We start from the raw sequence: 20,774 nt of genomic DNA, 5'->3' as shown, positions 1-20,774 counted from the left end.
TGGCGGGGCCGCGGACAGGCTAGGGCAGATGGTGCGCCGGTGGAATCGCCGTGTTGCTCAGCCCGGCGGCCAGGCGGCCTTCGGCATGCGGTCCATCGAGGCGGTATCGGGTTCGATCGCGGCGCCAAGGCCGATGGCATCGGCGACGCCGCCCAGCTCCAGCACGCCTTCGCGGATCGCCAGGCGCGGACCGCGCGGGGTGTCGGCGTAAAGGTCCGGACAAGCCTCCATGAAGCGGATGCCCTCGGCCTTCGGTCGGCCGGCGAAGCCGTCGACGAAATGGTGGCCGTTGCGCTCGACATGGGTCAGGCCCATGGCGCTGACCAGGGCAAGGTCCTGCTGCACGCAGACGCCCGCGAGCGTCGTCAGGTCCTCGGCACTCATGAAATAGCGCGGCTCGGGCGCCGCCGCGTTCCAGGCACGGCAGCGCGCCAGGTTGATGAGCGACCGCCACACGCCCTTGCAGGCCTTGGAGGAGATGCCCGTATACCCGAGCGCCTTCGCCTGCACGAAGGCGTCGAGCGGGCCGTCGCTCTCATCCACGATCACTGGTCGTTCAGCGGCGAGCGCGCCCATCGCGCCGTCCAGCGCCTTGGCACGCTTCACCGGCTGCTCGATGAAGGCGATGGACGCGTTGAGCCGCGCCAGCCGCGGTTCCGCCTGCATGGCACGCCATAGGGCAAGAACACCGTCGGCATCCTCGTACTGCTCATTGCCGTCGAGCGAGACGTGATAGCCATGCAGCCGGTCGAGCACCGAGGCAATGCGGCACAACCGATCCACATCCGCCGCGACATTCCCGCCGACCTTCAGCTTCCACCATGTGTGCCGGTAGGTGGCGACGACCTCCTCCACCGTCTCGGGCAGGCCGTCGTCGACGCGCTCGGCCTGGTCGGCGGCGGTGATCGGATCGACCAAGCCGACCGTGTGCCGAGCGTGCATCCGCCGCGCCGGGGTCAGCGAGGCGAGCATCGCGCCGAAATCCACGCCGACGAGATCCGGGATCGCCGCATGCGGCGCCATGCCGCCGATGTTGGCGTGCAAACCGGCGGCGAAGGACAGCCCCTTCGCCTTCAACAGCGCATCGAGCATGGCGCGGTCGACCAGCGCACGGCCATAGGCGGCGACCAGCGGGTTCAGCCCTTCCGCACCGCAGGCGGCGACATGCGCGGCATAGGCATCGGCGTAGTGGCCGAAGGCGGTGTTGGCGCCGGCGGCGAGGGTCGCCTCGCTCGCGATCTCCAGCGCGCGGCGGAGCTGATGCTCGTTCTGCGCGTCCGACCAGCGCGGGTCCTTGTCGAACCACTTGGCCGCCAGCGTTTCGGCGGCCACGCCCCAATGCTCGCTGCCGTCCTCCAGCGCGATGCGCGCGCGCAGCACGGCTTGACGGCCGTGCGTGACGGTGATGACGCCGAAGCGGAACGGCATGCGCAGCTTGAACGGCCATTCGAAGCGCTCGACCTCGAGCAGGCGGAAGCGGGGTGCCGTCATGCGAGGGTCTCCTCGAGCGCGCGAAGGTAGCCGATGGCGCGCGCGGCGCTGGTCGGCCCATCAGGGACGTAGTCGAAGGGTTCGACCGCGGCGAAGCCGGCGTAGCCGCTGCGCTTCAGCGCGGCGAACACCGGCCCGAAGCGATCGGTCCCCTGCCCCGGCCCGCGCTTGTTGCGGTCGTTGAAATGCACATGGGCGATGGCACCGGTCGGAACGAAGCGCTCGAGCAGCGCGACGACGCTTTCCGTTTCGCCATTCCCGGCCGAGCAGGTGTCGAGCATGGTCCGCAGCGCGGGATTGCCGATGCGTTCCACGATCGCTGCACCCTCGGCGACGGAGGTGCACCAGTTGGTCTGACCGGGATCGAGCGGTTCGACGCAGTAGGTCACGCCATGCTGCGCAGCCAACTCGCCGGCCCTCGCCATCGCGTCCTCGGCGCGGGCGGCGTCGCCGTCAGCCTCGACGCGCCGCTGGCCCGGCGAGCCATGCACCAGGATCGTCGCTCCGAGATCGGCCGCGAGCCCAACCAGGCGTTCCATCACGTCCAGCGTGCGCGTGCGCAGCGCGGGATCCGCGCTCGTGATCGACAGGCCGGTCGGCGCAAGCAGCAGCCAATGCAGGGACGTGATGGCCGTGCCGGCATCGGCCGCGGCGCGGCGCAGCTCGACGCGGCGAGAGGTCGGCAGCAGATGCGGCGCCTCGGCATCCAAGGTGAACGGCGCGACTTCCAGACCGTCGTAGCCGAGTTCGGCCGCCAGCGTGCATTGCGCCGCGAAGGGCAGGTCCCGCACGACCTCGTTGCACAGACTGATGCGCATCAGGCGATTTCCTCCAGCGCGACGACACGCGCTTCCTGCGCGGAGCGCCGCGCAGCGTCCAGGATGCGCGCCGGGGCGACGGCGCCGGCACGCAGGTCCGCGTCCGGTTCACGGCGCGTTCGTATCGTATCGATGAAGGCGGCGAGTTCAGCCGCGACGACCTCCACAGGGTCGGCGGCCGGAATCGGCAACTCCTCGCGCGCGCCGTGCTGCGGCAGCCAGGCGCCATGCGCGGCGGGCGCGTGGCTGCCGCGGCGCAACGCGAAGGTCTCGGCAGCGAAATCCACCTCGGCCAGCGCGTTCCGCCCGGCGATGACGACTTCCTTGCGCGTCTCCGCACCGGCCACCACCGCATCGGGCCAGCGGCCGGGGAGCACGCAGCCGGCCTCGATCAGAGCCGTCGCGCCAGAGGGGAACATCATCTGGATGACCGCAACGTCCTCCCGCCCCCGACAAAGAGGGTCGGCCATGGTCGCGAAGACACGCGTGGGGGCCTCGCCGGCGATCCAGGGCAACAGGTCGGCGAAGTGCACGGCATCGTTCAGCAGCGCGCCGGAATCGCCACGCGCCCGCTTCAGGCCGGAGAAGCGGGCGGCGAGGTAGTGGACCGCGCCAAACGTACCATCCGCCACCATGCGGCGAAGCGCGATCGCCTTCGGGTGGAAGCGGAAATACAGCCCGACCTGCGCGATACGGCCCGCCTGCCTGGCGAGCGCCGCCAGCGCCATGGCTTCCGCGGCCGTCTCCGTCGCCGGCTTCTCGAGGAACAGGTCGCGTCCGGCATTGAGGACGGCGGTCGCCACCGCCACATGCGTCGGCACCGGCGTGACAACGATCGCGGCCTCGCAGGATGCGAGCCCCGCCCCGATGCTCTCGGCAACCGGCAACCCCGTCGCGGCTGCCAGGGACATATCGGCGTCGTGGACCATCACCGCCGCGCCAATCCGCCGCAGCGCCGCGAGATGCACGCGTCCGAAGGCGCCGCAGCCGATCAGCAGCAGCCGGGGTCTGTCCATGCCGCCGAGTGGGCCGTCAACGCGAAGGCCCGTCAAGCGGCTTGACGGGAGCGCGCCTGCATCGTGGCATCCCACGATGCAGGCGCATCCGATGACCGAGGCGGCGGTGCAGCGTGCCGCCGCGCTCTCTTTCCTGATCGGCTGGAACCAGACGCCGCGCGACTGGTCGCTGTTCTTGCGGGATGGCGCGGTGCGGGCGATCGACGACGGGCAGGAGGCGCTTGCCGCCACCGCGGCCTACATCCGGTATGGCGGTGACCTCGCCTGGATATCCATGGTGCTGGTACGACCGGACCAGCGCCGGCGCGGCCACGCGACGGCGCTGATGCGCTGGGCGGTCAAGGCGTTGGGCGGTACACGCTGCGCGGCGCTCGACGCGACGCCAGCGGGTCGGGAGGTTTACCGACAACTGGGGTTCCGCGACCTGTGGGGCTTCGCCCGCTGGTCCGTGCCGCAGCGCCTGCCCGCCGCGCCCGGCATTCGCCCGCTGGCCGATGCGGACTGGCCGACGCTACTGGCGCTGGACACCGCTGCCTTTGGTGCGCCGCGGCCAACCCTTCTGCGCGACTTCGCCGCGCGCCTACCCCAGGCGGCCTTCATCGCTGAGGACGGCAGCGGCTTCGCCCTGGCGCGCGACGGGGCGCGAGGACCGCAGATCGGCCCCATCGTGGCGGCGGACGACGCCACGGCACGCGCGCTGATCGCCGCCGCGCGCAACACGCTGCCCGGCCCGGCCGTGATCGATCTGCCGGATGCGCAACGCGGCCTCGCCGGGTGGCTGACGCAGCACGGAGCCGCCGCGCTGCGCCCCTTCACGCGTATGGCGCTCGGTGCCGACGTGCCGGGTGACCCCAAGCTGTTCGCTGCCGTGGCAGGTCCGGAATTCGGCTGACCGCCGCTTGACGCGACCGTATCGACCACCGCACCATCTCTGGTAACTGGCAGGTTACTCCATCGGACACCGCGAGCAACGCGGCGCCATCAGGGAAAGGTCGAAGATATGCTGTTGCGCAGGCATGTGCTCGTCGCTGCCGCCGCCGGACTGGCCGCCCCCGCCACGCTGCGCGCCCAGGGCGCCTGGCGGCCGGATCGCCCGGTCACGATCATCGTTCCCTGGGCCGCCGGCGGGTCGACCGACCAGATGGCCCGCCTGGTCGCGGCCGAGTTGGAAGCGCCGCTCGGCCAACGCGTCGTCGTGGTGAACCAGCCGGGCGCCTCGGGGTCCATCGGCACGCGCAACGCGCTGGAAGCGCCGAAGGACGGGATGACCTGGGCGGCCGGCGCCGCCGTCGATGTGGGCTGCTACAAGGTGCTCGGCCTGCTCGACACGCAGTTGTCGGATTGGAACCTATTCTTCGCGGTGGCCAATGTGAATGTGCTGGTCGCCAACCCCCAATCGGGCTTCCGCGACTTCGCCCAGGCCTTCGAGGCGCTGAAGACCCGCGGGCAGAGCATCGGCGTCGCCACGGCGGGTGTCTCCTCCGCCGGCCACAACATGATGGAGGCGCTGCGCGCCGCGACGCCTGGGCTCCAGTACCGTCACGCCACCTATGACGGCGGCAACCCGGCGATGATCGCCACCGTTTCGGGCGAAACGCAGCTCGGCGCCATGCTGCTGGTCGAGGCTGCGGAGATGATCCGCGCTCGCCGCCTGATCCCGCTCGCCGTGCAGTCGGACGACCCGGTGACGCTGGCCGCGCAGGGCAGCAGCCCGGCGATCGAGATCCCCTCCGTCCGCCGCTGGGTGCCGAACATGCCTGCGCCGCTCAACTATTTCGGCATCTGGGCGGCGAAGGGGGTGCCGGAGAATGTGGTGGCGACAATGACCGAGATCTGGCGCACGACCATCGCGAATTCCCAACGGCTGAAGGATTACGCGACCTCCCGCGCCGCGCTGTTCACGCCGCTCTATGGGCAGCAGGCCTATGACGAGGCGTGGAAGATGGTCCGCCAGACCGCCTGGCTCTATTTCGACGGCGGCAAGGCGCGGGTGAGCCCGGACACCGTCGGCATCGCGCGTCTCTGATGCGGCTGCTGCCGGTCCCTGCTCGCGACGGGCGCGCATGAGCGAGCCCGACGCAGCCTCCCCGTTCGAGGGCGAGAAGGCACCGGCCTCGCCGCGCGCCGATCTTGTCACCGCCGCGGTGCTGTGCGTCTTCGGCATCGCCGTCGTGACGCAGGCCTGGCAGATGCCCCGCTTCGTGGAGCAATCCGGCACCGGCCTGACGGCACCAGGCATCGTGCCCGGCTTCTATGGCGTCGTGATCGCGCTGCTGTCGATCGTTCTTGGCATGCGGGCGATCCGGCGCGGCGGCTGGGCCGTGCGCGGCGCCGCGCAGGGCAGCGCCGCCGACCGTCGGCAGCTCGCGACCGCAGCGGTGCTCGGCGTGGTCTATGCCGGCGGGATGGTCGGCCGCGTGCCGTTCTGGCTTGCCTCGGCGCTGTTCGTCTTCGCCTTCACAACGGCTTTCGAATGGGAGCTCGGGCCGCAGGGCCGGTTGCGACGCGTCATCGAGGCGGCGCTGATCGGCATCGGCACGGGCATCGGCGTGATGCTGGTCTTCGAGAAGCTCTTCCTGCTGCGGTTGCCCTGATGGACGCTCTGAACAACCTGGCGGGCGGCTTCGCCCATGTGCTCGGCGGCGGCGCCATCTTTCACGCGCTGTGGGCGACGCTGATCGGCATCATCATCGGTGCGCTGCCCGGCCTGACCGCGACGATGGGCGTCGCGCTGCTGACGACGCTGACCTTCGGCATGGGGCCGGACAAGGCGATGCTCGTGCTGGTCTGCGTCTATGTCGGCGCGATCTATGGCGGATCGCGCAGCGCCATCCTGCTGAACATTCCGGGCACGCCGGCCTCGGCGGCCTCGACGCTGGACGGGTTTCCGCTGGCGCGGCAGGGCCTCGCCGGCCGGGCGATGGGCATTTCCACCAGCGGCTCGTGGCTCGGCACGCTGTTCGGCACGATGATCCTTGCGCTCTTCGCGCCGTCCTTCGGCGAGTTCGCCCTGCAATTCGGCTCCTACGAGATGTTCTGGGTGGCGCTGTTCGGCATCGTCATCGCCGGGTCGCTGTCCGGCGGCGATCCGCTGAAGGGCTACATCGCGGGCTTCCTCGGCCTGTTCGTCGCGACCATCGGGCAGGAGACGAACCACGCCTATGCCCGCTTCGCCTATGGGAACGGCGATCTCGCCGGTGGGCTCGGGCTGCTGCCGGTGCTGGTCGGCGTGTTTGGCGTGGCGGAGGTGCTGTCAGCGATGCGCGGCCCGGCCGTGATGGCCGTGTCCTCCAAGATCGACAGCGTCATCCCACGCATCCGCGACGTGACGCAGCATTGGAAGACGATCCTGCGCTCGGGCGCGCTCGGCACCTTCATCGGCGCGATGCCCGGTCTGGGTGAGGACATCGCCGCCTGGACTTCCTACGCCGCGGCGAAGCGGGCCAGCGCCGAGCGCGAGAAGTTCGGCAAGGGAAGTATCGAGGGCCTGATGGCCGCCGAAACCGGCGAGAGCGCCTGCGTGCCGGGCGCGATCATCCCCGTGCTGACACTGGCCGTTCCCGGTTCCGCGCCGGCCGCCGTGCTCATGGCGGCGATGATGATCCATGGGCTGAACCCCGGGCCGATGCTCGCGATCACCACGCCGGAATTCATCTACCAGATCGTGGCGATGCTGATCATCGCGGATATGGTGAAAATCTTCTATGGGCTGGCGTTGGTGAGACCGCTGCTGTGGATCCTGCTGATCCCGCGGGCGCGATTGATGCCGGTCGTGTTCGTGCTGTGCACGGTTGGCGCCTTCGCCATCACGTCGCGATTGTTCGATATCTGGGTGATGCTCGGCGCGGGGGTTGTAGGCTTCATCCTTCGCGAGCTGCGTTTTCCGATGGCGCCGCTGGTGCTCGGCATCGTGCTGGGGGAACTGCTCGACAAGAACCTGTTGCGTGGGCTGGTGCTGTCGGGTGGCGACATCTCGCCCTTCTTCACGCGGCCGATCAGCGTGGGGCTGTGCGCGCTGACGCTGGTGGCGGCGGCATGGTCGATTCCGGGTCTGGGATCCCTCTTTCGGCGGAAGCGCGCCATCGCGTAGGGAACACTGGACAGGCCATGCTTCGCCGGCGTCGCAATGTGGGCGGCGCGCCGATTGATCAGGCCGCCGCCTCAAGGATCGCGACCACTTCCTCCGGCCGCGTGATCCGGACCGGATTCGTGTGCAGCCACGGGTCGCGCATCGTGTTGGTGGCGAGCAGCGGAAACTGCTCCGCCGTCACGCCCACCTCCGACAGCCGCGAGGGTAGGCCGAGTGAGGCGACCAGTTCGGCCACCGCATCCGCCGCCGGCACGCCCGGCCGGCCGAGCGCCTCCGCCACCAGCGCTTGGCGATCCGCGTTCGCCGCCGCGTTGTGGCGCAGCACATGCGGCAACATGATGCAGGAGGTGTAGCCGTGCGGCACGCCCGCGGTACCCCCGAGCACATGGCCGATCGCGTGGCTTGCCCCCATCTGCACCCCACCCCAGCGCCCGACGACGGACAGCCACACGGCAAGCTGGCATTCCTGCCGCGCCGCAAGATCGCCCGGATCGGCCTTCACCCGCGGCAACGCGCGCGACAGCAGGCGAAGTGCCTGCAGTGCGCTCGCATCGCTCACAGGATTGTTGAGCGGCGAGCACAGCCCTTCCGTCGCGTGGTCCACCGCCCGGATGCCGCTCGCCAGCCACACCCACATCGGCGTGCCGACCGTCGGCGCAGGGTCGAGGATGGTGACGCGCGGCACATGCAGCGCGTGGCGGAAGCTCTGCTTCACTTTCTTTAGCGGGTTGGTGCAGCCGGCCTGGGAGTTGTACTCGCCGCCGGACAGCGTCGTCGGGATGGCGATCTGCCGCACCACCGGGCCGTCATACTCCGGCAAGTGCCGCGTGCCGTCCGGGTTGGTCACCATCCGGAAGGGCTCAAGCTGCTCCATGGCCGTGATGCCGTGACGCAGGCAGAGTTGCATCACCTTGCCCGCATCCGTGACGGAACCGCCGCCGAAGGTGGCGAGAAGGTCGGCATCGACAGCGCGTGCCGCCGCCGCCGCCGCGACCACCACATCCATCGGCGTATGCGGGGGGATGCCCTCATGCAGCCCGGCGAAGCGTGCGCCCAGCGCGTCGCGGAGCGCCGCGACATGCCCCGTCTCGCGATTCATGGTGCGGCTGACGACCAGGAACACGCGCCGCGCATCGAGCCGCTCGGCCTCGGCCAGCAGCGCCTCCGCCGCGGGGATGCCGCTCTGGACCCGTTCGATCGCCGGAAGGGCGATGGTGCCACGCCACATGAGAGACGACTCCGCTGCTGCTCCGCGTCTGACCTTATCGGCGCCACCGGGCGTGACCAGACGGGATGCGCCGCATCTCCGATAACGGGCCGCGACCGGAAGCCGCTTCGCCATCCCGCATCATCGCGGCAAGGATCTTGCTCCGCCTCGAATTCGTCTCGCCGACCTCTGCCGCGCGACGCAGGATGCGCGCCGGACGCGACGCAAGGAGCATGCAGCCGATGATCCCTTCCGCGACATTCCTTCGACGACGTCATCTCGTCGCGCTGCCGCTCGCCGCGCTGACGGTGCCATTGGCGAGGCCGGCACTGGCGGCCTTCCCCGACCGCCCGGTCATCATCGTCGTGCCGTTTCCCCCCGGCGGCGGCGTCGACGCCGCGGCGCGCGCGATCGCAGATGGGATGGCCGCCGATCTCGGTGCCGCCGTGCAGGTGGACAACCGTCCCGGCGGGACGAGCTCAATCGGTGCTGGCTTCGTCGCGCGCTCGGCACCGGACGGGCATACGCTGCTGATCGGCACCACGTCGCTGTCCATCAATCCGGTAATGCAGCCAAGCCTGCCCCCCGGCGACCCGCGCACCGCCTTCGCGCCGGTCGGCCAGGTGCTGGAGGTGCCCTATATGCTGACCGCCGGGCCGACGGCGCCCCCGGGCGACCTGGCGGCGCTGATCGCCTGGTCACGGGCCAATCCCGGGCGGCTCGACTTCGCCAATGGCGGCAGCGGCAGTGGCCAGCGCATGGCGGCATCGCTGCTCGCCCATCGTGCCGGGATCGAGGTCAACCACGTGCCCTATCGCGGCACTGCGCCGGCGGTGATCGATCTGGCGGCGGGCCGCGTGCAGACGATCTTCGCCCAGCCCATCGAGGTCGCCCCGGTCCTGCAGGCCGGCACGGCGCGGGCGGTTGCGGTCAGCACGGCAACCCGATCACCGGCCTTCCCCGACATACCCGCGGTCGCCGAGATGCTGCCCGGCTTCAACGTTGGAAGTTGGAGCGGCCTCTTCGCCCCGGCCGCGACCCCCGACGCCGTGCTCGACCGGCTCAACGCCGCGCTGAACGCGGCCATCCGCAACGAGGCCATGCGTGCCCGATTCCGCGCGGAGGGCGCGGAATTCGTCGGTGGCACGCGCGCCGCCTTCGCGGAACTTCTTGATCGCGAGATACGCGGCTGGATGGAATTGCAGCGGGCGACCGGGCTAACGATCGACTGAGCCTCAAGGGACGGGGATGCCGATACGCGACAGCCGGTGGGCGGCCGCGGCGTTCACCGCATTGTCGGGTATCTCACCGCGCGCCAGGGCGGCGACCTGCCGCACGGTGTCCATCGCCTGATGCTCCATCGCCTCCGGCGTCATGCCGGCGATGTGCGGGGCCGCCAGCACGTCGGGCCGTCGCGCCAGGAAGGCGGAGGGCCGCTGATCCGGCGCGCGCCCGACATCCATCGCGGCGCCAGCGAGCTGCCCACTGTCGAGCGCGGCCTCCAGCGCATGCTCATCCACCAGCTCGCCGCGGGACAGGTTGATGAAGCGCGTGCCGCGCTTCATCCGCGCGAAGGCGTCGGCGTTGAACAGGTCGCGCGTCTCGGGAACGGAGATGGCAAGGCAGACGACGATGTCCGCCTCCGCCAGTACGGCGTCGAAACTCACCTGGGTGATACGCGGGTCTTCCACAGTCGCGTGCGGGTCCGACACCAGCACGCGCATGCCGAGCGCGAGCGCCACTTCCGCCAGCCGCCGCCCGATCCGCCCATAGCCGACGATGCCGAGGGTCGCCGCCGAGAGCTGCAGACCCATCCGGCCCACCGGCTCCTCCCCCGCGCGATAGGCGCGGGAATAACCGGACAGGTCGCGCGCGAGATCCACCATGAAGCCCAGGCCGACCTCCGTGACACTGTCGACGAAGCCCGGCGTCGCGCGCGTCACCAGCACGCCCGCCGTGCTCGCAGCCGGTACGTCGATGGTGCTGATGTCGACGGCGACGCGGAGGAAGGCGACGAGATCGGGGGCAGCGGCGAAGGTTTCCGGTGTGCCGGGCGTCGAGCGGTCGGCGACGATCGCCTGGCAGCCGCGCGCGGCCTCGGCAAGGGCGGCGCCGGTCAGCACCGTGCTGACGGGGTTTCGCACCACTTCGGCATGCTCGCGCAGCGCGGCCAGCGCGCGATCCCCGTAGTAGCCGACGAACATCTCCGGCGTATGCGTCAGGAACACGCGCAGCATCGGCTTCCTCCCACCCGTTGGCTGGCATGATGGCGCCGCACCGTCAGCGGGTCGAGGGCGCTCCCTGCATCTGCCACTCGCGAACGGCATCGAGCGGCCAGACCAGCATCACCACGTTGAGGGCGAGATTGTCGCGGATCATCCAGCCGGCCAGCGCCTCCATGCCGATCACGATGACGACCGACAGCACCACCGGCAGCCGAGCCGCCAGGAAGAACCCGACCAGCATCGCCACGCCGTCGCCGAAGGAATTGACGATGCTGTCGCCATAATAGTCGAGCGAGGCCGTCACCTCGCGGTAGCGGTCGATGATGAGCGGCGTGTTCTCCACGACCTCCCAGCCGCCTTCGATCAGCATCGCCGCCACGGCGCGCCACGCCACGGACCAGCCGGGTCGAAGCCAGCGCAGCAGGGCATAGAAGATGAACCCGTGCGCCAGGTGCGACAGCGTGTACCAGTCGGTCAGGTGCTGCGAATTGCCCGAGGACCAGACATCGCCGTGCCACAGCCTGACATAGCCGCAGGTGCAGATGGGCACGCGCCCCATCGCGTACTGGATCGCAGCGACGGCCGCGAGGATGCCGGCGATCGCCGCCCAGGGCCACCAGCGCCGGTTCATTCGCGCCACCGCGCCAGGATCATCATCATGCCCCCCGCCAGAAGCCCCCAGAACGCCCCGCCGATGCCGAGGAAGGCGACGCCGGAGGCCGTGACGACGAAGCAGACCAGCGCCGCCTCCCGCCCCTGCGGCGCCTGGACGGCGCCCAGCATCGCCCCGCCGAACGGCCCGAGCAGCGCAAGCCCCGCCACCGCCTGGATCAGCACCGGAGGTGCCGAGGCGACGAAGGCCGTCACCGCGCCGGCCAGCAGGCCGAACACGATGTAGGTCGCGCCGGCCACCACCGCGGCAACCCAGCGTCGCGCCGGGTCCGGCCCCGCGCCTTCACCCGCGCACAGCGCGGCGGTGATGGCCGCCAGGTTGACCGCATGGCCGCCGAAGGGCGCGCCAGCCAGGCTGAACAGCCCGGTGGTGGTGAACAGCGGCCCGGCCTCCGGCCGGTAGCCATTCGCCGACAGCACCGCGAGACCGGGGATGTTCTGCGATGCCATGGTCACGATGAACAGCGGCAGCGCGATGCCGGTCAGCGCGGCCAGCGAGAAATCCGGCACTACGAAAACCGGCTGTGGCATCCAGCCGGTCATCGGCAGCGGCGCGGAACTTGCGATTACCCCGACCGCGACCAGTACCGCCGCCGGCACGGCCAGCACGCGGTTGATCCGCGCCACCACCGCCCAGGCCAGCACGATGCCGAGGCCGGCCAGCGGCTGTTCCGCCACCGCCCGCACCGGGGCGAGGCAGAGCGTGAACAGAATGCCGGCCAGCATGGCATTGGCGAGCGGCGCCGGAATCGCCGCGACCGCCCGCCCCAGCGGCTTCCATAGCCCCGCCACGGTCAGCAGCACGCCGCAGACGAGGAAGGCGCCGACCGCCTCCGCAAAGCCGCCGCCGGGCACGGCGGTCGCCGCCAGCAGCGCCGCGCCCGGCGTCGACCACGCGACGCTGATCGGCAGGCGCAGCCTGAGCGACAGCACGATGCCGGCGAGCCCCATCGCGACCGACAGCGCCATGAGGCCCGAGGCGGCCTGGGCCGGGTTCGCCCCCACCGCCACCAGCCCCTGCAGCACCACGGCGAAGGAGGAGGCGAAGCCCACGAACCCCGCGAGCAGGCCGGCCGAGACCGCCTGCATCAGCGCCGCGCCTTCGGCAGCGTGTCCAGCACCGCGGCGAGGCGCGCCGCGGCATCCGGTGTTACCTGGCGGATCTCCCGCGCCAGCCGGTTCGCGAGGTCTGTCACCGCGGGGTCGAGGCCGGCGGTGTCGAGCACCACGCGCGGGTGCGATTGCCGCGCGAGGCGCGCGAGATCCTCGGCATCATCCCAGATCAGTCCGAAATACTCGTTCACCTGATGCACCAGACCCGCCGAGGGCTTGCCACGCCGGCCATGCTCCAACGCCGAGAGATAGGCCGGCGAGACCTGCAGCGCCGCGGCCAGATCCTTCAGCGTGACCTGCCGCTGCGCCCGCAACTCGCGAAGGCGCGCGCCGAAGGGCGTCATGCCGGCTGGTTCTGCGGCGGGGAGGCATCGGTCATGAACGTCGTTATCAACGATGCGCTGGGTCGTCGGCAAACCCGGATCGCCTACGGCCACGCCACCTCGGGCGGCAGCGACATCAGGATCGCCTCGACATTGCCACCGGTGCGCAGGCCGAACAGCGTGCCGCGATCGTGGATGAGGTTGAACTCCACGTAGCGGCCGCGGCGCACGAGCTGCTGCTGGCGCTCCGCCGCGGTCCAGGGTTCCCGCATGCGGCGGCGGACAATCTTCGGATAGGCATCCAGGAACGCGAGGCCGACATCCTTCGTGAAGGCGAAGTCGGCCTCGGCGCCATGGCCCGGCGTGCGGTCCCCCAGCCAATCATAGAAAATGCCCCCGAGGCCGCGCGGCTCGTTGCGGTGCGGCAGGAAGAAGTACTCGTCACACCACTGCTTGAAGCGCGGGTAGTAGCCCGGGTCCGCGCGATCGCAGGCAGCCTTGAAGGCGGCGTGAAAGCCACGCGCATCCTCGGCGGCCTCCTCGCTGTCGGGGAACATCGGCGTCAGGTCGCCGCCGCCGCCGAACCAGGCGCGGTTGGTGACGATGAAACGGGTGTTCATGTGGGCGGCGGGTACACGCGGGTTGCGCATGTGCGCAACCAGGGAGACGCCGGTCGCCAGGAAGCGCGGATCCTGCTCGGCGCCGGGGATCTGGTTGCGGAACTCGGGCGAGAACTCACCGAAGACAGTGGAGACGTTGACCCCGACCTTCTCGAAGACCCGCCCCCGCATCACAGACATCACGCCGCCGCCGCCCTCCGGCCGGTCCCACGCCGTGCGCTCGAAGCGTCCTGCCGGCAGGTCGCGGTGGGGGCCCGTGACCAGTTCGCGCTCGATCGCCTCGAACTCGGCGCAGAGCCGGTCGCGCAGGCCTTCGAACCAGGCACGGGCAGGACCGGCCATGGGATGGTCCGACGGGGATGCGCGATGCGCGTCGGCTTCGGTCATGCTCCACTCCTGTTGTGCGGCGGCCGTCCGATGCCCCGCAACGGGCCGACTGCGCAAGACCAGGGTGTCCGCATGCCCTCACGTCGGCGGCCGGCTCGGCGCGCGTACCCCAGCCCTGGCGCGGCAGGCGCGACTGCCGGCTCGGGCGCCTTCGCGCGTGCACTCACGGCCCGAGGCTTGCCCGGGCCGCCGGTTGTCGCGGTCAGATCGGGCTGCGGCCCGCAGAGCATACCGCCCGGATCATCGTGTGCACTGCGCTGGGCCACCGGCCGCCTGCCATGGACACCCCGCGGGAGCCGCCCTTATAAGGTCCGCCGCGCAGGAAGGGCAGCGCGCGTGGCCGCGCGCCTGCCCCACACACTGCTCGCGGGTGCCGCACCGGTGCCCGGATACGGGTTGATGCGGCCGGCACCACGACTGTGGCGTGCCGGCGGAAGGGATGGTGAGGCATGGCGGATAGTGGCGAGGCCACCGCAGGCGGCGGGACGCCGCGGCGGGATTTCCTGAACCTGGTGACGGCGTCCTTCGTCGGGGTCGGCGTCGGTGCCATTGCCTGGCCCTTCATCAACTCGATGCAGCCGGCGCGCGACGTGCTCGCGCTGGCCAGTACGGATGTCGAGCTCGGCCCCGTGGCGGTTGGCCAGGCGGTCACGGTAATGTGGCGTGGCAAGCCGATCTTCATCCGGCACCGCACCGCCAAGGATATCGAGGAGGCCCGCGCCGTCCCGATGTCCGACCTGAAGGACCCGGCGACCGACCAGTCCCGCGTCCAGAAGGAGCAGTGGCTGGTGATGATCGGCATCTGCACCCATCTGGGCTGCATTCCGCTCGGCCAGAAGCCGACGGACAACAAGGGCCAGTACGACGGCTGGTTCTGCCCCTGCCACGGCAGCGCCTATGACACGTCGGGCCGCATCCGGCAGGGACCCGCGCCGCGCAACCTCGACATCCCGCCATATACTTTCACTTCCGATACCAAGATCCGGATCGGCTGAGGGCGCGACGATGGCAAGCGGTCTGCACAACAGCGACGTCCCGAACCCCGTCCTGCGCTGGATCGACCAGCGCATGCCGGTCATCACCATGATGCAGAAGGAGTACGGCTCCTTCCCGACGCCCCGGAATTTCAACTACTTCTGGAATTTCGGCGCGCTCGCCATGGTCAACCTGATGATCATGATCGCGACGGGCATCTTCCTCGCGATGCACTACACGCCGCACACTTCGATGGCGTTCGATTCCGTCGAGCGCATCATGCGCGACGTGAATTTCGGCTGGCTGATGCGCTACGTGCACGCCAACGGCGCCTCGATGTTCTTCATCGTGGTGTACATCCACATCTGGCGCGGCATGTACTACGGCTCCTACAAGGCGCCGCGCGAGCTGCTGTGGATGCTCGGCGTCGTCATCTTCCTGCTGATGATGGCGACCGCCTTCATGGGCTACGTGCTGCCCTGGGGCCAGATGTCCTTCTGGGGCGCCACCGTCATCACCAACCTGTTCTCGGCCTTCCCCCTGGTCGGCGACTGGATCGTGACGCTGCTGTGGGGTGGCTTCTCGGTCGACAACCCGACGCTGAACCGGTTCTTCGCGCTGCACTACCTGCTGCCCTTCGTGATCGTGGGCGTCGTGTTCCTGCACGTCGTCGCGCTGCACATCACCGGGTCCAACAACCCGCTCGGCATCGAGCCGAAGGGCCCGCAGGACACCCTGCCCTTCCACCCGTACTACACGGCGAAGGACAGCTTCGGACTGGTGATCTACTTCATCGTCTTCGCGGTGCTGGTGTTCTTCGCGCCGAACTACCTCGGCCATCCGGACAACTACATCCCGGCCGACCCCCTGGTGACGCCCGCACACATCGTTCCGGAATGGTACTTCCTGCCGTTCTACGCGATCCTGCGCGCGGTGCCGGACAAGCTTGGCGGCGTGCTGCTGATGTTCGGGTCGATCCTGGTCTGGTTCGTGCTGCCCTGGCTCGATCGCTCGCCGGTCCGGTCCATGCGGTTCCGCCCGATCGCCCGGATCTGCTTCCTGCTCTGGACCGTGTCCTTCGCGGTGCTGCTGTGGTGCGGCGGCAAGCCGGCCGAGGAGCCCTACGTGACCATCAGCCGGTTCGCGACCGCGTATTACTTCGGTTACTTCCTGGTGATCCTGCCGCTGCTCTCGCGCATCGAGAAGCCGCTGCCGCTGCCCGAAAGCATCGCCCGTGCCGTCCTCGGCGCAGGGGCGCTGCCCGCCGGCGCCGCGGCGAAGCCGATGGAGAAGGCCTGACCATGTTGCGTACGTCGCTCAAGGCCCTCGCCATCGTCGGCGGGCTGCTCGGCGCTTCCCCGGGCGCCCAGGCGGCCGGTGAGTCGGTTGCGCCTCCCAATGCCGGCTTCAGCTTCAACAGCACCTTCGGCACCTTCGACCGTGCCAGCGCGCAGCGTGGCTTCCAGGTGTACCAGCAGGTCTGCGCCTCGTGCCACGCGGCGCACCTGCTGTCGTACCGCAACCTTCAGGCCCTCGGCCTGACGGAAGCGCAGGTGGCGGCGATCGCCTCCCAGGTGCAGATCCAGGACGGGCCGAACGATGAGGGCCAGATGTTCGAGCGGCCGGGCCGCCCATCGGACCGTTTCCGCAGCCCGTTCCCGAACCAGCAGGCGGCGCGCGCCGCCAACAACGGCGCCTATCCGCCCGATCTTTCGGTCATCGTGAAGGCCCGGCCGGACGGGGCGAATTATCTCTACGGCCTGCTCACCGGTTACGAGGACCCGCCCGCCGGCTTCGCCATGGGCGAGGGCATGAACTACAACCGGTACTTCCCGGGCCATCAGATCGCCATGGCGCGGCCGCTCAACCCCGATCAGGTCGAGTTCGCCGACAACACGCCCGCCACGGTCGAGAACATGGCCCGCGACGTGACGACCTTCCTGGCCTGGGCCGCAGAGCCCGAGCTCGAGGAACGTCGCGCCATGGGCATCAAGATCATCGGCTTCCTGGTGATCCTTGCCGGGCTTGCCTATGCGGTGAAGCGTAAGGTCTGGGCGAACGCGCACTGAGTAGCGGGCGCCGCTGAGGCGCCGCACGCGCTTCCCTGAAAACGGGACTGGAACGGCGAGTCGGTGGGCGACCACGACTCGCCGTTCTGCGTTTGCGCATACTTCCGATGACGGAAAAGACCGCGCCAGGCCGCCTGCATATGCCGCGGAAAGCGTACGACCCCTCAGCGCGGAGAAGCGCCTACCGCACGCTGGCCAGGCGCCCGCAGCGCCACGGGCCCGTCGCTCGTTCAAGCAGCCATACCGCTCCGTTGCCCAGCACCGAGCAGTGAGGCAAACCAAACTATAACGAGCATTTCCCGTTTTTATACTCGCGTTATGGGTGTATCTTAGCTGCCGAAGACGCGGAATGCAGGAAGATGTTCTGGCGTACCCCGTTCTGGCGTCGGGCAGGCTACCCGGAACCGCAGGGATTTCGACGCCAGGTTAACCCCAATAGGTCACTTTCATGAACAAGCACGTTTCGCTCCGCGATGGCCTCGCTGCCCTGCTGGCAGGATGCGCAGCCTTTCCCGCCGCTGCAGTGGCTCAAGCGCCCGCCATGCCGCAGAGCGCCTTCTACCTCGGCGTCGGCGCGAGTGCCCGCATTGCGGATTTCGGCACTCAGGACGTGTACGCGGTCGGGACCTCCGACGTCTTTCGCGACGGCGTACGCGTCTCCAGCGGCTCGGCAGACGGTCCCGGCACCGTCGGGATGGGGAGCGAAACCGGCGTGTCGCCCGTCGTGCAGCTCGGCTACTTTCAGCGTTTCGCCGACAGCCCGTGGCTGTGGGGGGCGAACCTCAACTACACCTACATGAACGCCTCCAGGACCCGGTCGAACGCTCGCATCCCGCAGGCGGGCACCAACACCCCGGTGGACACTGGCATTCCGGAGCCCTTCGTCGGCAATGCGATCGTCCGGTCCTATCAAACCGAGCTGACCCACCAGGTCGCACTGATGCCGTTCGTGGGTTACGCCTTCGACGCGGGCGGCTTCGTCTATCTCGGCGCTGGCCCGACGCTTTCGCGCATGCGCACCAGCCTGAACGGCCTGGTCGGCTTCGCCCGACCCGACGGCACGCCGACCGACGTGTCGGGGGCTCCGCAGAACTTCGGCACCGAGGGCTGGGTCTGGGGCGGCGCGGCGATGCTGGGCGTGACGCTGTTCTTCGACGCGTCCTGGTTCCTGGACGTCCGCTACATGCTGACGCTGACCGAGCGCCAGACCGGCAACTACTCGAGCACCTTCACCAACCCGAATGCGGCTAATGGTTCAGTCACCTCGGGAACGCTCGTTGGCAGTTCCTCCGGACGCGCCACGACGCAAGGCATCGTGCTGACGATTAACCGGGCCTTCTAACGCAGGGCAGGACTGCCGGGGGCACTGCCGCTTCTGCGCCGGCGCCCCCGATCACGCCAGTTGGCCTCGACGGCGGCACCGATGGAGAAACTCGCCAACGTCCGTTGGCTCAAGGCCCGTCAGTCCTCCTTCTTCGCGCCGTCCAACAGGGCCCTCCGTCGTGCTTCTGCCTGGGCATCGCAGGTCTTCTCGGCCTTGCTGCGCCCATGCTTCGCGCGGTTCGCGGCGGCGTCCGCCGCGGCCTCCGCCTTGGCGCGCGCCTTCCGCGCCTTGTTCAGGTTGACGATCTCGCCCATGCGGTGAGGATACGCCGCCACACGCCCGAGGGAAAACGCCATGCCCATGATCTCGCTGACCGCCGCGGACGGCCACCGGCTTTCCGCCTATCGTGCCGGCCCGCAGAACGCCGCCCGCGCACTGGTCGTGGTGCAGGAGATCTTCGGCGTGAACCGCCATATGCGGAACGTATGCGAATCCTTCGCCGCCGAGGGCTACGCCGTCGTGGCCCCGGCCCTATTCGACCGCGTCGGTAGGGGCATTGAGCTCGGCTACGAAGCCGCGGACGTCGCGCAGGGACGCGAGCTGCGCGGCAAGATCGATGACGGGCTGACGGTACTCGACATCCTCGCCGCCGCTGCGTCGCTGCCGGCCGGCGTGAAGCGTGGGATCGTCGGCTATTGCTGGGGCGGCACCGTCACCTGGCATGGCGCGACACGCACCAGCGCCTTCAGCGCGGCCTCCGCCTGGTATGGTGGCGGGATCGCGGCGGCGAAGGATGAAGTCGCGCGCTGCCCGGTGCAGATGCATTTCGGCGAGACCGACGCCTCGATCCCGATGACGGATGTGGCGGCGATCAAGGCCGCGCAGCCTGGTGCAGAGATCCACGTCTATGGAGGCGGCCACGGCTTCGGCTGCGACGAACGCGGTTCCTTCGTGAAGGCGGACTACGAAGTGGCGCAGAAGCGGACGCTGGCGTTCTTCGCGAAGCATCTCTGAGGGTGTTACGAGCCGGCGCCAAAGGCGCCGCCTCCTGACCCTTTCACCACGGGCCTGCGCCCCCCGGATTGCCCTGAATGGTGCGCCCGACGAGGAACTGGCGGCGCCACTGCGCCAAGCCACACTATGCCCCGGACCGCCGGCATCTGGCGTCGGGTAGACGGGCATCCTGCGTTCAGTAAGGCGCGCTTGGGGTGCAGGCGCGGGTTTCGCGCTTCATCCTGCCCGCCCCGCGCAGCGCCAGGTTGAGGTTTGCAAAGGCCCTTCGGCCTTTGCCGGGGCGGGGTTCGGGGAGGGGCGGAGCCCATCCCCGATCCAACCGTGAACCCTATCTCCGCCCTATTGCTGCTGGATTCCAGCGGCCCGAGCCGCCGCTCCCCACTTCTCCATCTCCGCTTGCGTGAAGGCCCGCATCTCCTCCGGCGAGTTCGATACGATCGCGGCGCCGAGCGTCTTGTGTCGATCGACCACGGTCGGGTTCTGCAGGGCCGCCCGGATGTCGGTATTGAGCTTCGCCAACACGGGCGCCGGCAGATTGGCGGGGGCGATGATCATCCCCCAGGTTGATGCCTCGAATCCCGGCAGGAAGGATTCGGCCATCGTCGGCACGTTCGGCAGTTGCGGACTGCGCTGGGCGCCGGTGGTCGCCAGCGCCTTCAGCGCGCCGGATTGGATGTGCGGCAGGGCGGCCGGGACAGTATCGAACATGATGTTCACCCGGCCGCCGATCAGGTCCGGATGGGCCTGGGTGCTGCCGCGATAGGGCACGTACTCCAGCGTGACACCGGCGCGCTGCGCGAAAAGCACCGGCGCCAGCCGCACCACGCCGCCGGTGCCCGCGAAGGTCACGCCGGGGTTGCGCTTGGCGTACTCCGCCAGCTCGGCTGGGGTATTGGGTGCGAAGGCCGGCGCGGCACAAAGCACCAGCGGTGTCGAGGTCGTCTGCGTGACGAAGGTGAAGTCGCGCATCGTGTCGAAGGGCAGCCGGTAGAAGGCGGCATTGACCGGATGCCCCACGGACACCAGCCCAAGCGTGTAGCCATCGGCCGGGGAGCGGGCGACCACTTCGGTGCCGATCACGCCGTCAGCGCCGGCGCGATTCTCGACGGGGACAGGCTGCCCCCAGGCGGCGGCGAGCGGTTCAGCAATCAGTCGCGCGGTGATGTCCGATACGCCGCCGGGCGTGTAGGGCACCACGATGCGGACGGCGCGGCTCGGCCAGGCAGCCTGCGCGTGGGCGTTGCGGGCAGCGGCGATGGCGGGTGCGCCGAGAAGCCCGGCGCCCAACAGGCGTCGCGTGATGGTCATGACGGTTCCTTCCTCCGGACTTCGTTGCGTCCTTGGCGCCATCCTGACGAGTCGCCCGGGGCGACGGAAGTCCCGCCAATGCGAAAGGAGCACCCTCGATCCGATTTCCGGCCATCGCCCCT

The 20,774-nt window shown here is 69.6% G+C and carries 21 protein-coding genes; 10 read left to right on the top strand and 11 right to left on the bottom strand.

What is annotated here, in order from left to right; all coding sequences use genetic code 11:
• Window positions 1–57 precede the first annotated feature (57 nt).
• Genes GXW78_RS02025 through GXW78_RS02015 form a run of 3 tightly spaced genes read right to left on the bottom strand, consistent with a single transcriptional unit; the run spans window position 58 to window position 3,325 of the window.
• Window positions 58–1,491, bottom strand: coding sequence for an enolase-like domain-containing protein (locus GXW78_RS02025; protein WP_211865606.1), 1,434 nt, complete (start codon window positions 1,489–1,491; stop codon window positions 58–60).
• Window positions 1,488–2,309, bottom strand: a complete 822-nt coding sequence (locus tag GXW78_RS02020) for a sugar phosphate isomerase/epimerase family protein (RefSeq protein ID WP_211865604.1) — start codon at window positions 2,307–2,309, stop codon at window positions 1,488–1,490. Before GXW78_RS02020 ends, GXW78_RS02025 begins: the two co-directional genes overlap by 4 nt.
• On the bottom strand, window positions 2,309–3,325 hold the full coding sequence (locus tag GXW78_RS02015) for a Gfo/Idh/MocA family protein (protein ID WP_211865602.1): 1,017 nt from the start codon (window positions 3,323–3,325) through the stop codon (window positions 2,309–2,311). The genes GXW78_RS02020 and GXW78_RS02015 overlap by 1 nt, the downstream gene beginning before the upstream one ends.
• Before the next feature lie 76 nt (window positions 3,326–3,401).
• Between GXW78_RS02015 and GXW78_RS02010 the strand changes: the two genes are divergently transcribed.
• The 4 genes from GXW78_RS02010 (at window position 3,402) to GXW78_RS01995 (ending at window position 7,415) form a co-directional block, all read left to right on the top strand.
• Window positions 3,402–4,217: a GNAT family N-acetyltransferase gene (locus tag GXW78_RS02010; RefSeq protein WP_211865600.1), complete on the top strand. Its 816-nt coding sequence runs from the start codon at window positions 3,402–3,404 to the stop codon at window positions 4,215–4,217.
• A 108-nt stretch (window positions 4,218–4,325) separates the two neighbouring features.
• On the top strand, window positions 4,326–5,351 hold the full coding sequence (locus tag GXW78_RS02005) for a tripartite tricarboxylate transporter substrate binding protein (RefSeq protein WP_211865598.1): 1,026 nt from the start codon (window positions 4,326–4,328) through the stop codon (window positions 5,349–5,351).
• Window positions 5,352–5,388: 37 nt separating this feature from the next.
• On the top strand, window positions 5,389–5,919 hold the full coding sequence (locus GXW78_RS02000) for a tripartite tricarboxylate transporter TctB family protein (protein ID WP_211865597.1): 531 nt from the start codon (window positions 5,389–5,391) through the stop codon (window positions 5,917–5,919).
• On the top strand, window positions 5,919–7,415 hold the full coding sequence (locus GXW78_RS01995) for a tripartite tricarboxylate transporter permease (protein WP_211865596.1): 1,497 nt from the start codon (window positions 5,919–5,921) through the stop codon (window positions 7,413–7,415). The genes GXW78_RS02000 and GXW78_RS01995 overlap by 1 nt, the downstream gene beginning before the upstream one ends.
• 58 nt (window positions 7,416–7,473) lie before the next feature.
• Here GXW78_RS01995 and GXW78_RS01990 read toward each other — a convergent pair whose 3' ends face one another.
• Window positions 7,474–8,643 carry an iron-containing alcohol dehydrogenase gene (locus GXW78_RS01990; protein WP_211865595.1) on the bottom strand — a complete coding sequence of 390 codons (1,170 nt, stop codon included), beginning with the start codon at window positions 8,641–8,643 and terminating at the stop codon, window positions 7,474–7,476.
• A 221-nt stretch (window positions 8,644–8,864) separates the two neighbouring features.
• On the opposite strand from GXW78_RS01990, the gene GXW78_RS01985 reads away from it, so the two are divergent.
• The gene (locus tag GXW78_RS01985; RefSeq protein WP_211865594.1) at window positions 8,865–9,854 is read left to right on the top strand and encodes a Bug family tripartite tricarboxylate transporter substrate binding protein; all 990 of its coding nucleotides are present in this window, start codon (window positions 8,865–8,867) and stop codon (window positions 9,852–9,854) included.
• A 3-nt stretch (window positions 9,855–9,857) separates the two neighbouring features.
• On the opposite strand, the gene GXW78_RS01980 is transcribed toward GXW78_RS01985, so the two are convergent.
• The 5 genes from GXW78_RS01980 to hemF all read right to left on the bottom strand — a co-directional run bounded on the left by GXW78_RS01980 (window position 9,858) and on the right by hemF (window position 13,962).
• Window positions 9,858–10,859 carry an NAD(P)-dependent oxidoreductase gene (locus GXW78_RS01980; RefSeq protein WP_211865593.1) on the bottom strand — a complete coding sequence of 334 codons (1,002 nt, stop codon included), beginning with the start codon at window positions 10,857–10,859 and terminating at the stop codon, window positions 9,858–9,860.
• Window positions 10,860–10,902: 43 nt separating this feature from the next.
• Window positions 10,903–11,478 (bottom strand): DUF2585 domain-containing protein, encoded by a 576-nt coding sequence (locus GXW78_RS01975; protein WP_211865592.1) that lies wholly within the window; start codon window positions 11,476–11,478, stop codon window positions 10,903–10,905.
• Window positions 11,475–12,608 (bottom strand): benzoate/H(+) symporter BenE family transporter, encoded by a 1,134-nt coding sequence (locus GXW78_RS01970; protein ID WP_211865591.1) that lies wholly within the window; start codon window positions 12,606–12,608, stop codon window positions 11,475–11,477. The genes GXW78_RS01975 and GXW78_RS01970 overlap by 4 nt, the downstream gene beginning before the upstream one ends.
• Window positions 12,608–12,976, bottom strand: a complete 369-nt coding sequence (locus tag GXW78_RS01965) for a helix-turn-helix domain-containing protein (protein WP_211865589.1) — start codon at window positions 12,974–12,976, stop codon at window positions 12,608–12,610. Before GXW78_RS01965 ends, GXW78_RS01970 begins: the two co-directional genes overlap by 1 nt.
• 83 nt (window positions 12,977–13,059) lie before the next feature.
• The gene (gene hemF / locus GXW78_RS01960; protein ID WP_211865587.1) at window positions 13,060–13,962 is read right to left on the bottom strand and encodes an oxygen-dependent coproporphyrinogen oxidase; all 903 of its coding nucleotides are present in this window, start codon (window positions 13,960–13,962) and stop codon (window positions 13,060–13,062) included.
• Window positions 13,963–14,411: 449 nt separating this feature from the next.
• On the opposite strand from hemF, the gene petA reads away from it, so the two are divergent.
• From petA to GXW78_RS01940, 4 genes are all read left to right on the top strand, one after another.
• On the top strand, window positions 14,412–14,957 hold the full coding sequence (gene petA / locus GXW78_RS01955) for a ubiquinol-cytochrome c reductase iron-sulfur subunit (protein WP_211865584.1): 546 nt from the start codon (window positions 14,412–14,414) through the stop codon (window positions 14,955–14,957).
• A 10-nt stretch (window positions 14,958–14,967) separates the two neighbouring features.
• Window positions 14,968–16,236, top strand: a complete 1,269-nt coding sequence (locus GXW78_RS01950; protein ID WP_211865582.1) for a cytochrome b — start codon at window positions 14,968–14,970, stop codon at window positions 16,234–16,236.
• A gap of 2 nt (window positions 16,237–16,238) precedes the next feature.
• A complete protein-coding gene (locus GXW78_RS01945; RefSeq protein WP_211865580.1) occupies window positions 16,239–17,006 on the top strand; it encodes a cytochrome c1 in 768 nt (255 codons plus the stop codon).
• A 448-nt stretch (window positions 17,007–17,454) separates the two neighbouring features.
• Complete coding sequence (locus GXW78_RS01940; RefSeq protein WP_211865579.1) at window positions 17,455–18,348, top strand: outer membrane beta-barrel protein; 894 nt, start codon at window positions 17,455–17,457, stop codon at window positions 18,346–18,348.
• A 119-nt stretch (window positions 18,349–18,467) separates the two neighbouring features.
• On the opposite strand, the gene GXW78_RS01935 is transcribed toward GXW78_RS01940, so the two are convergent.
• Window positions 18,468–18,644 (bottom strand): DUF4169 family protein, encoded by a 177-nt coding sequence (locus GXW78_RS01935; RefSeq protein ID WP_211865578.1) that lies wholly within the window; start codon window positions 18,642–18,644, stop codon window positions 18,468–18,470.
• A gap of 46 nt (window positions 18,645–18,690) precedes the next feature.
• Between GXW78_RS01935 and GXW78_RS01930 the strand changes: the two genes are divergently transcribed.
• Window positions 18,691–19,344 (top strand): dienelactone hydrolase family protein, encoded by a 654-nt coding sequence (locus GXW78_RS01930; RefSeq protein ID WP_211865838.1) that lies wholly within the window; start codon window positions 18,691–18,693, stop codon window positions 19,342–19,344.
• Window positions 19,345–19,683: 339 nt separating this feature from the next.
• On the opposite strand, the gene GXW78_RS01925 is transcribed toward GXW78_RS01930, so the two are convergent.
• Complete coding sequence (locus tag GXW78_RS01925; protein ID WP_211865577.1) at window positions 19,684–20,652, bottom strand: tripartite tricarboxylate transporter substrate binding protein; 969 nt, start codon at window positions 20,650–20,652, stop codon at window positions 19,684–19,686.
• Between the last annotated feature and the right edge of the window lie 122 nt (window positions 20,653–20,774).

Source organism: Neoroseomonas terrae (genome assembly GCF_018129025.1).
In the GTDB taxonomy this organism is placed as follows: Bacteria; Pseudomonadota; Alphaproteobacteria; order Acetobacterales; family Acetobacteraceae; genus Neoroseomonas; species Neoroseomonas terrae.
The sequence above is the reverse complement of the archived record's forward strand: the minus strand, read 5'-3'. Positions and strand labels throughout refer to the sequence as shown.

What these genes read in the sequence shown, in the direction of transcription:
- GXW78_RS01980 (WP_211865593.1), bottom strand. Translation starts at nt 10,859, where the DNA reads ATGCTGCGCGTGTTCCTGACGCATACGCCGGAGATGTTCGTCGGCTAC.
- GXW78_RS01925 (WP_211865577.1), bottom strand. Translation starts at nt 20,652, where the DNA reads ATGACCATCACGCGACGCCTGTTGGGCGCCGGGCTTCTCGGCGCACCC.
- GXW78_RS01995 (WP_211865596.1), top strand. Translation starts at nt 5,919, where the DNA reads ATGGACGCTCTGAACAACCTGGCGGGCGGCTTCGCCCATGTGCTCGGC.
- GXW78_RS01950 (WP_211865582.1), top strand. Translation starts at nt 14,968, where the DNA reads ATGGCAAGCGGTCTGCACAACAGCGACGTCCCGAACCCCGTCCTGCGC.
- GXW78_RS02000 (WP_211865597.1), top strand. Translation starts at nt 5,389, where the DNA reads ATGAGCGAGCCCGACGCAGCCTCCCCGTTCGAGGGCGAGAAGGCACCG.
- GXW78_RS02010 (WP_211865600.1), top strand. Translation starts at nt 3,402, where the DNA reads ATGCAGGCGCATCCGATGACCGAGGCGGCGGTGCAGCGTGCCGCCGCG.
- GXW78_RS01945 (WP_211865580.1), top strand. Translation starts at nt 16,239, where the DNA reads ATGTTGCGTACGTCGCTCAAGGCCCTCGCCATCGTCGGCGGGCTGCTC.
- GXW78_RS01930 (WP_211865838.1), top strand. Translation starts at nt 18,691, where the DNA reads ATGATCTCGCTGACCGCCGCGGACGGCCACCGGCTTTCCGCCTATCGT.
- GXW78_RS01965 (WP_211865589.1), bottom strand. Translation starts at nt 12,976, where the DNA reads ATGACGCCCTTCGGCGCGCGCCTTCGCGAGTTGCGGGCGCAGCGGCAG.
- hemF (WP_211865587.1), bottom strand. Translation starts at nt 13,962, where the DNA reads ATGACCGAAGCCGACGCGCATCGCGCATCCCCGTCGGACCATCCCATG.
- GXW78_RS01990 (WP_211865595.1), bottom strand. Translation starts at nt 8,643, where the DNA reads ATGTGGCGTGGCACCATCGCCCTTCCGGCGATCGAACGGGTCCAGAGC.
- GXW78_RS02015 (WP_211865602.1), bottom strand. Translation starts at nt 3,325, where the DNA reads ATGGACAGACCCCGGCTGCTGCTGATCGGCTGCGGCGCCTTCGGACGC.
- GXW78_RS02025 (WP_211865606.1), bottom strand. Translation starts at nt 1,491, where the DNA reads ATGACGGCACCCCGCTTCCGCCTGCTCGAGGTCGAGCGCTTCGAATGG.
- GXW78_RS02005 (WP_211865598.1), top strand. Translation starts at nt 4,326, where the DNA reads ATGCTGTTGCGCAGGCATGTGCTCGTCGCTGCCGCCGCCGGACTGGCC.
- petA (WP_211865584.1), top strand. Translation starts at nt 14,412, where the DNA reads ATGGCGGATAGTGGCGAGGCCACCGCAGGCGGCGGGACGCCGCGGCGG.
- GXW78_RS01970 (WP_211865591.1), bottom strand. Translation starts at nt 12,608, where the DNA reads ATGCAGGCGGTCTCGGCCGGCCTGCTCGCGGGGTTCGTGGGCTTCGCC.
- GXW78_RS02020 (WP_211865604.1), bottom strand. Translation starts at nt 2,309, where the DNA reads ATGCGCATCAGTCTGTGCAACGAGGTCGTGCGGGACCTGCCCTTCGCG.
- GXW78_RS01940 (WP_211865579.1), top strand. Translation starts at nt 17,455, where the DNA reads ATGAACAAGCACGTTTCGCTCCGCGATGGCCTCGCTGCCCTGCTGGCA.
- GXW78_RS01975 (WP_211865592.1), bottom strand. Translation starts at nt 11,478, where the DNA reads ATGAACCGGCGCTGGTGGCCCTGGGCGGCGATCGCCGGCATCCTCGCG.
- GXW78_RS01935 (WP_211865578.1), bottom strand. Translation starts at nt 18,644, where the DNA reads ATGGGCGAGATCGTCAACCTGAACAAGGCGCGGAAGGCGCGCGCCAAG.
- GXW78_RS01985 (WP_211865594.1), top strand. Translation starts at nt 8,865, where the DNA reads ATGATCCCTTCCGCGACATTCCTTCGACGACGTCATCTCGTCGCGCTG.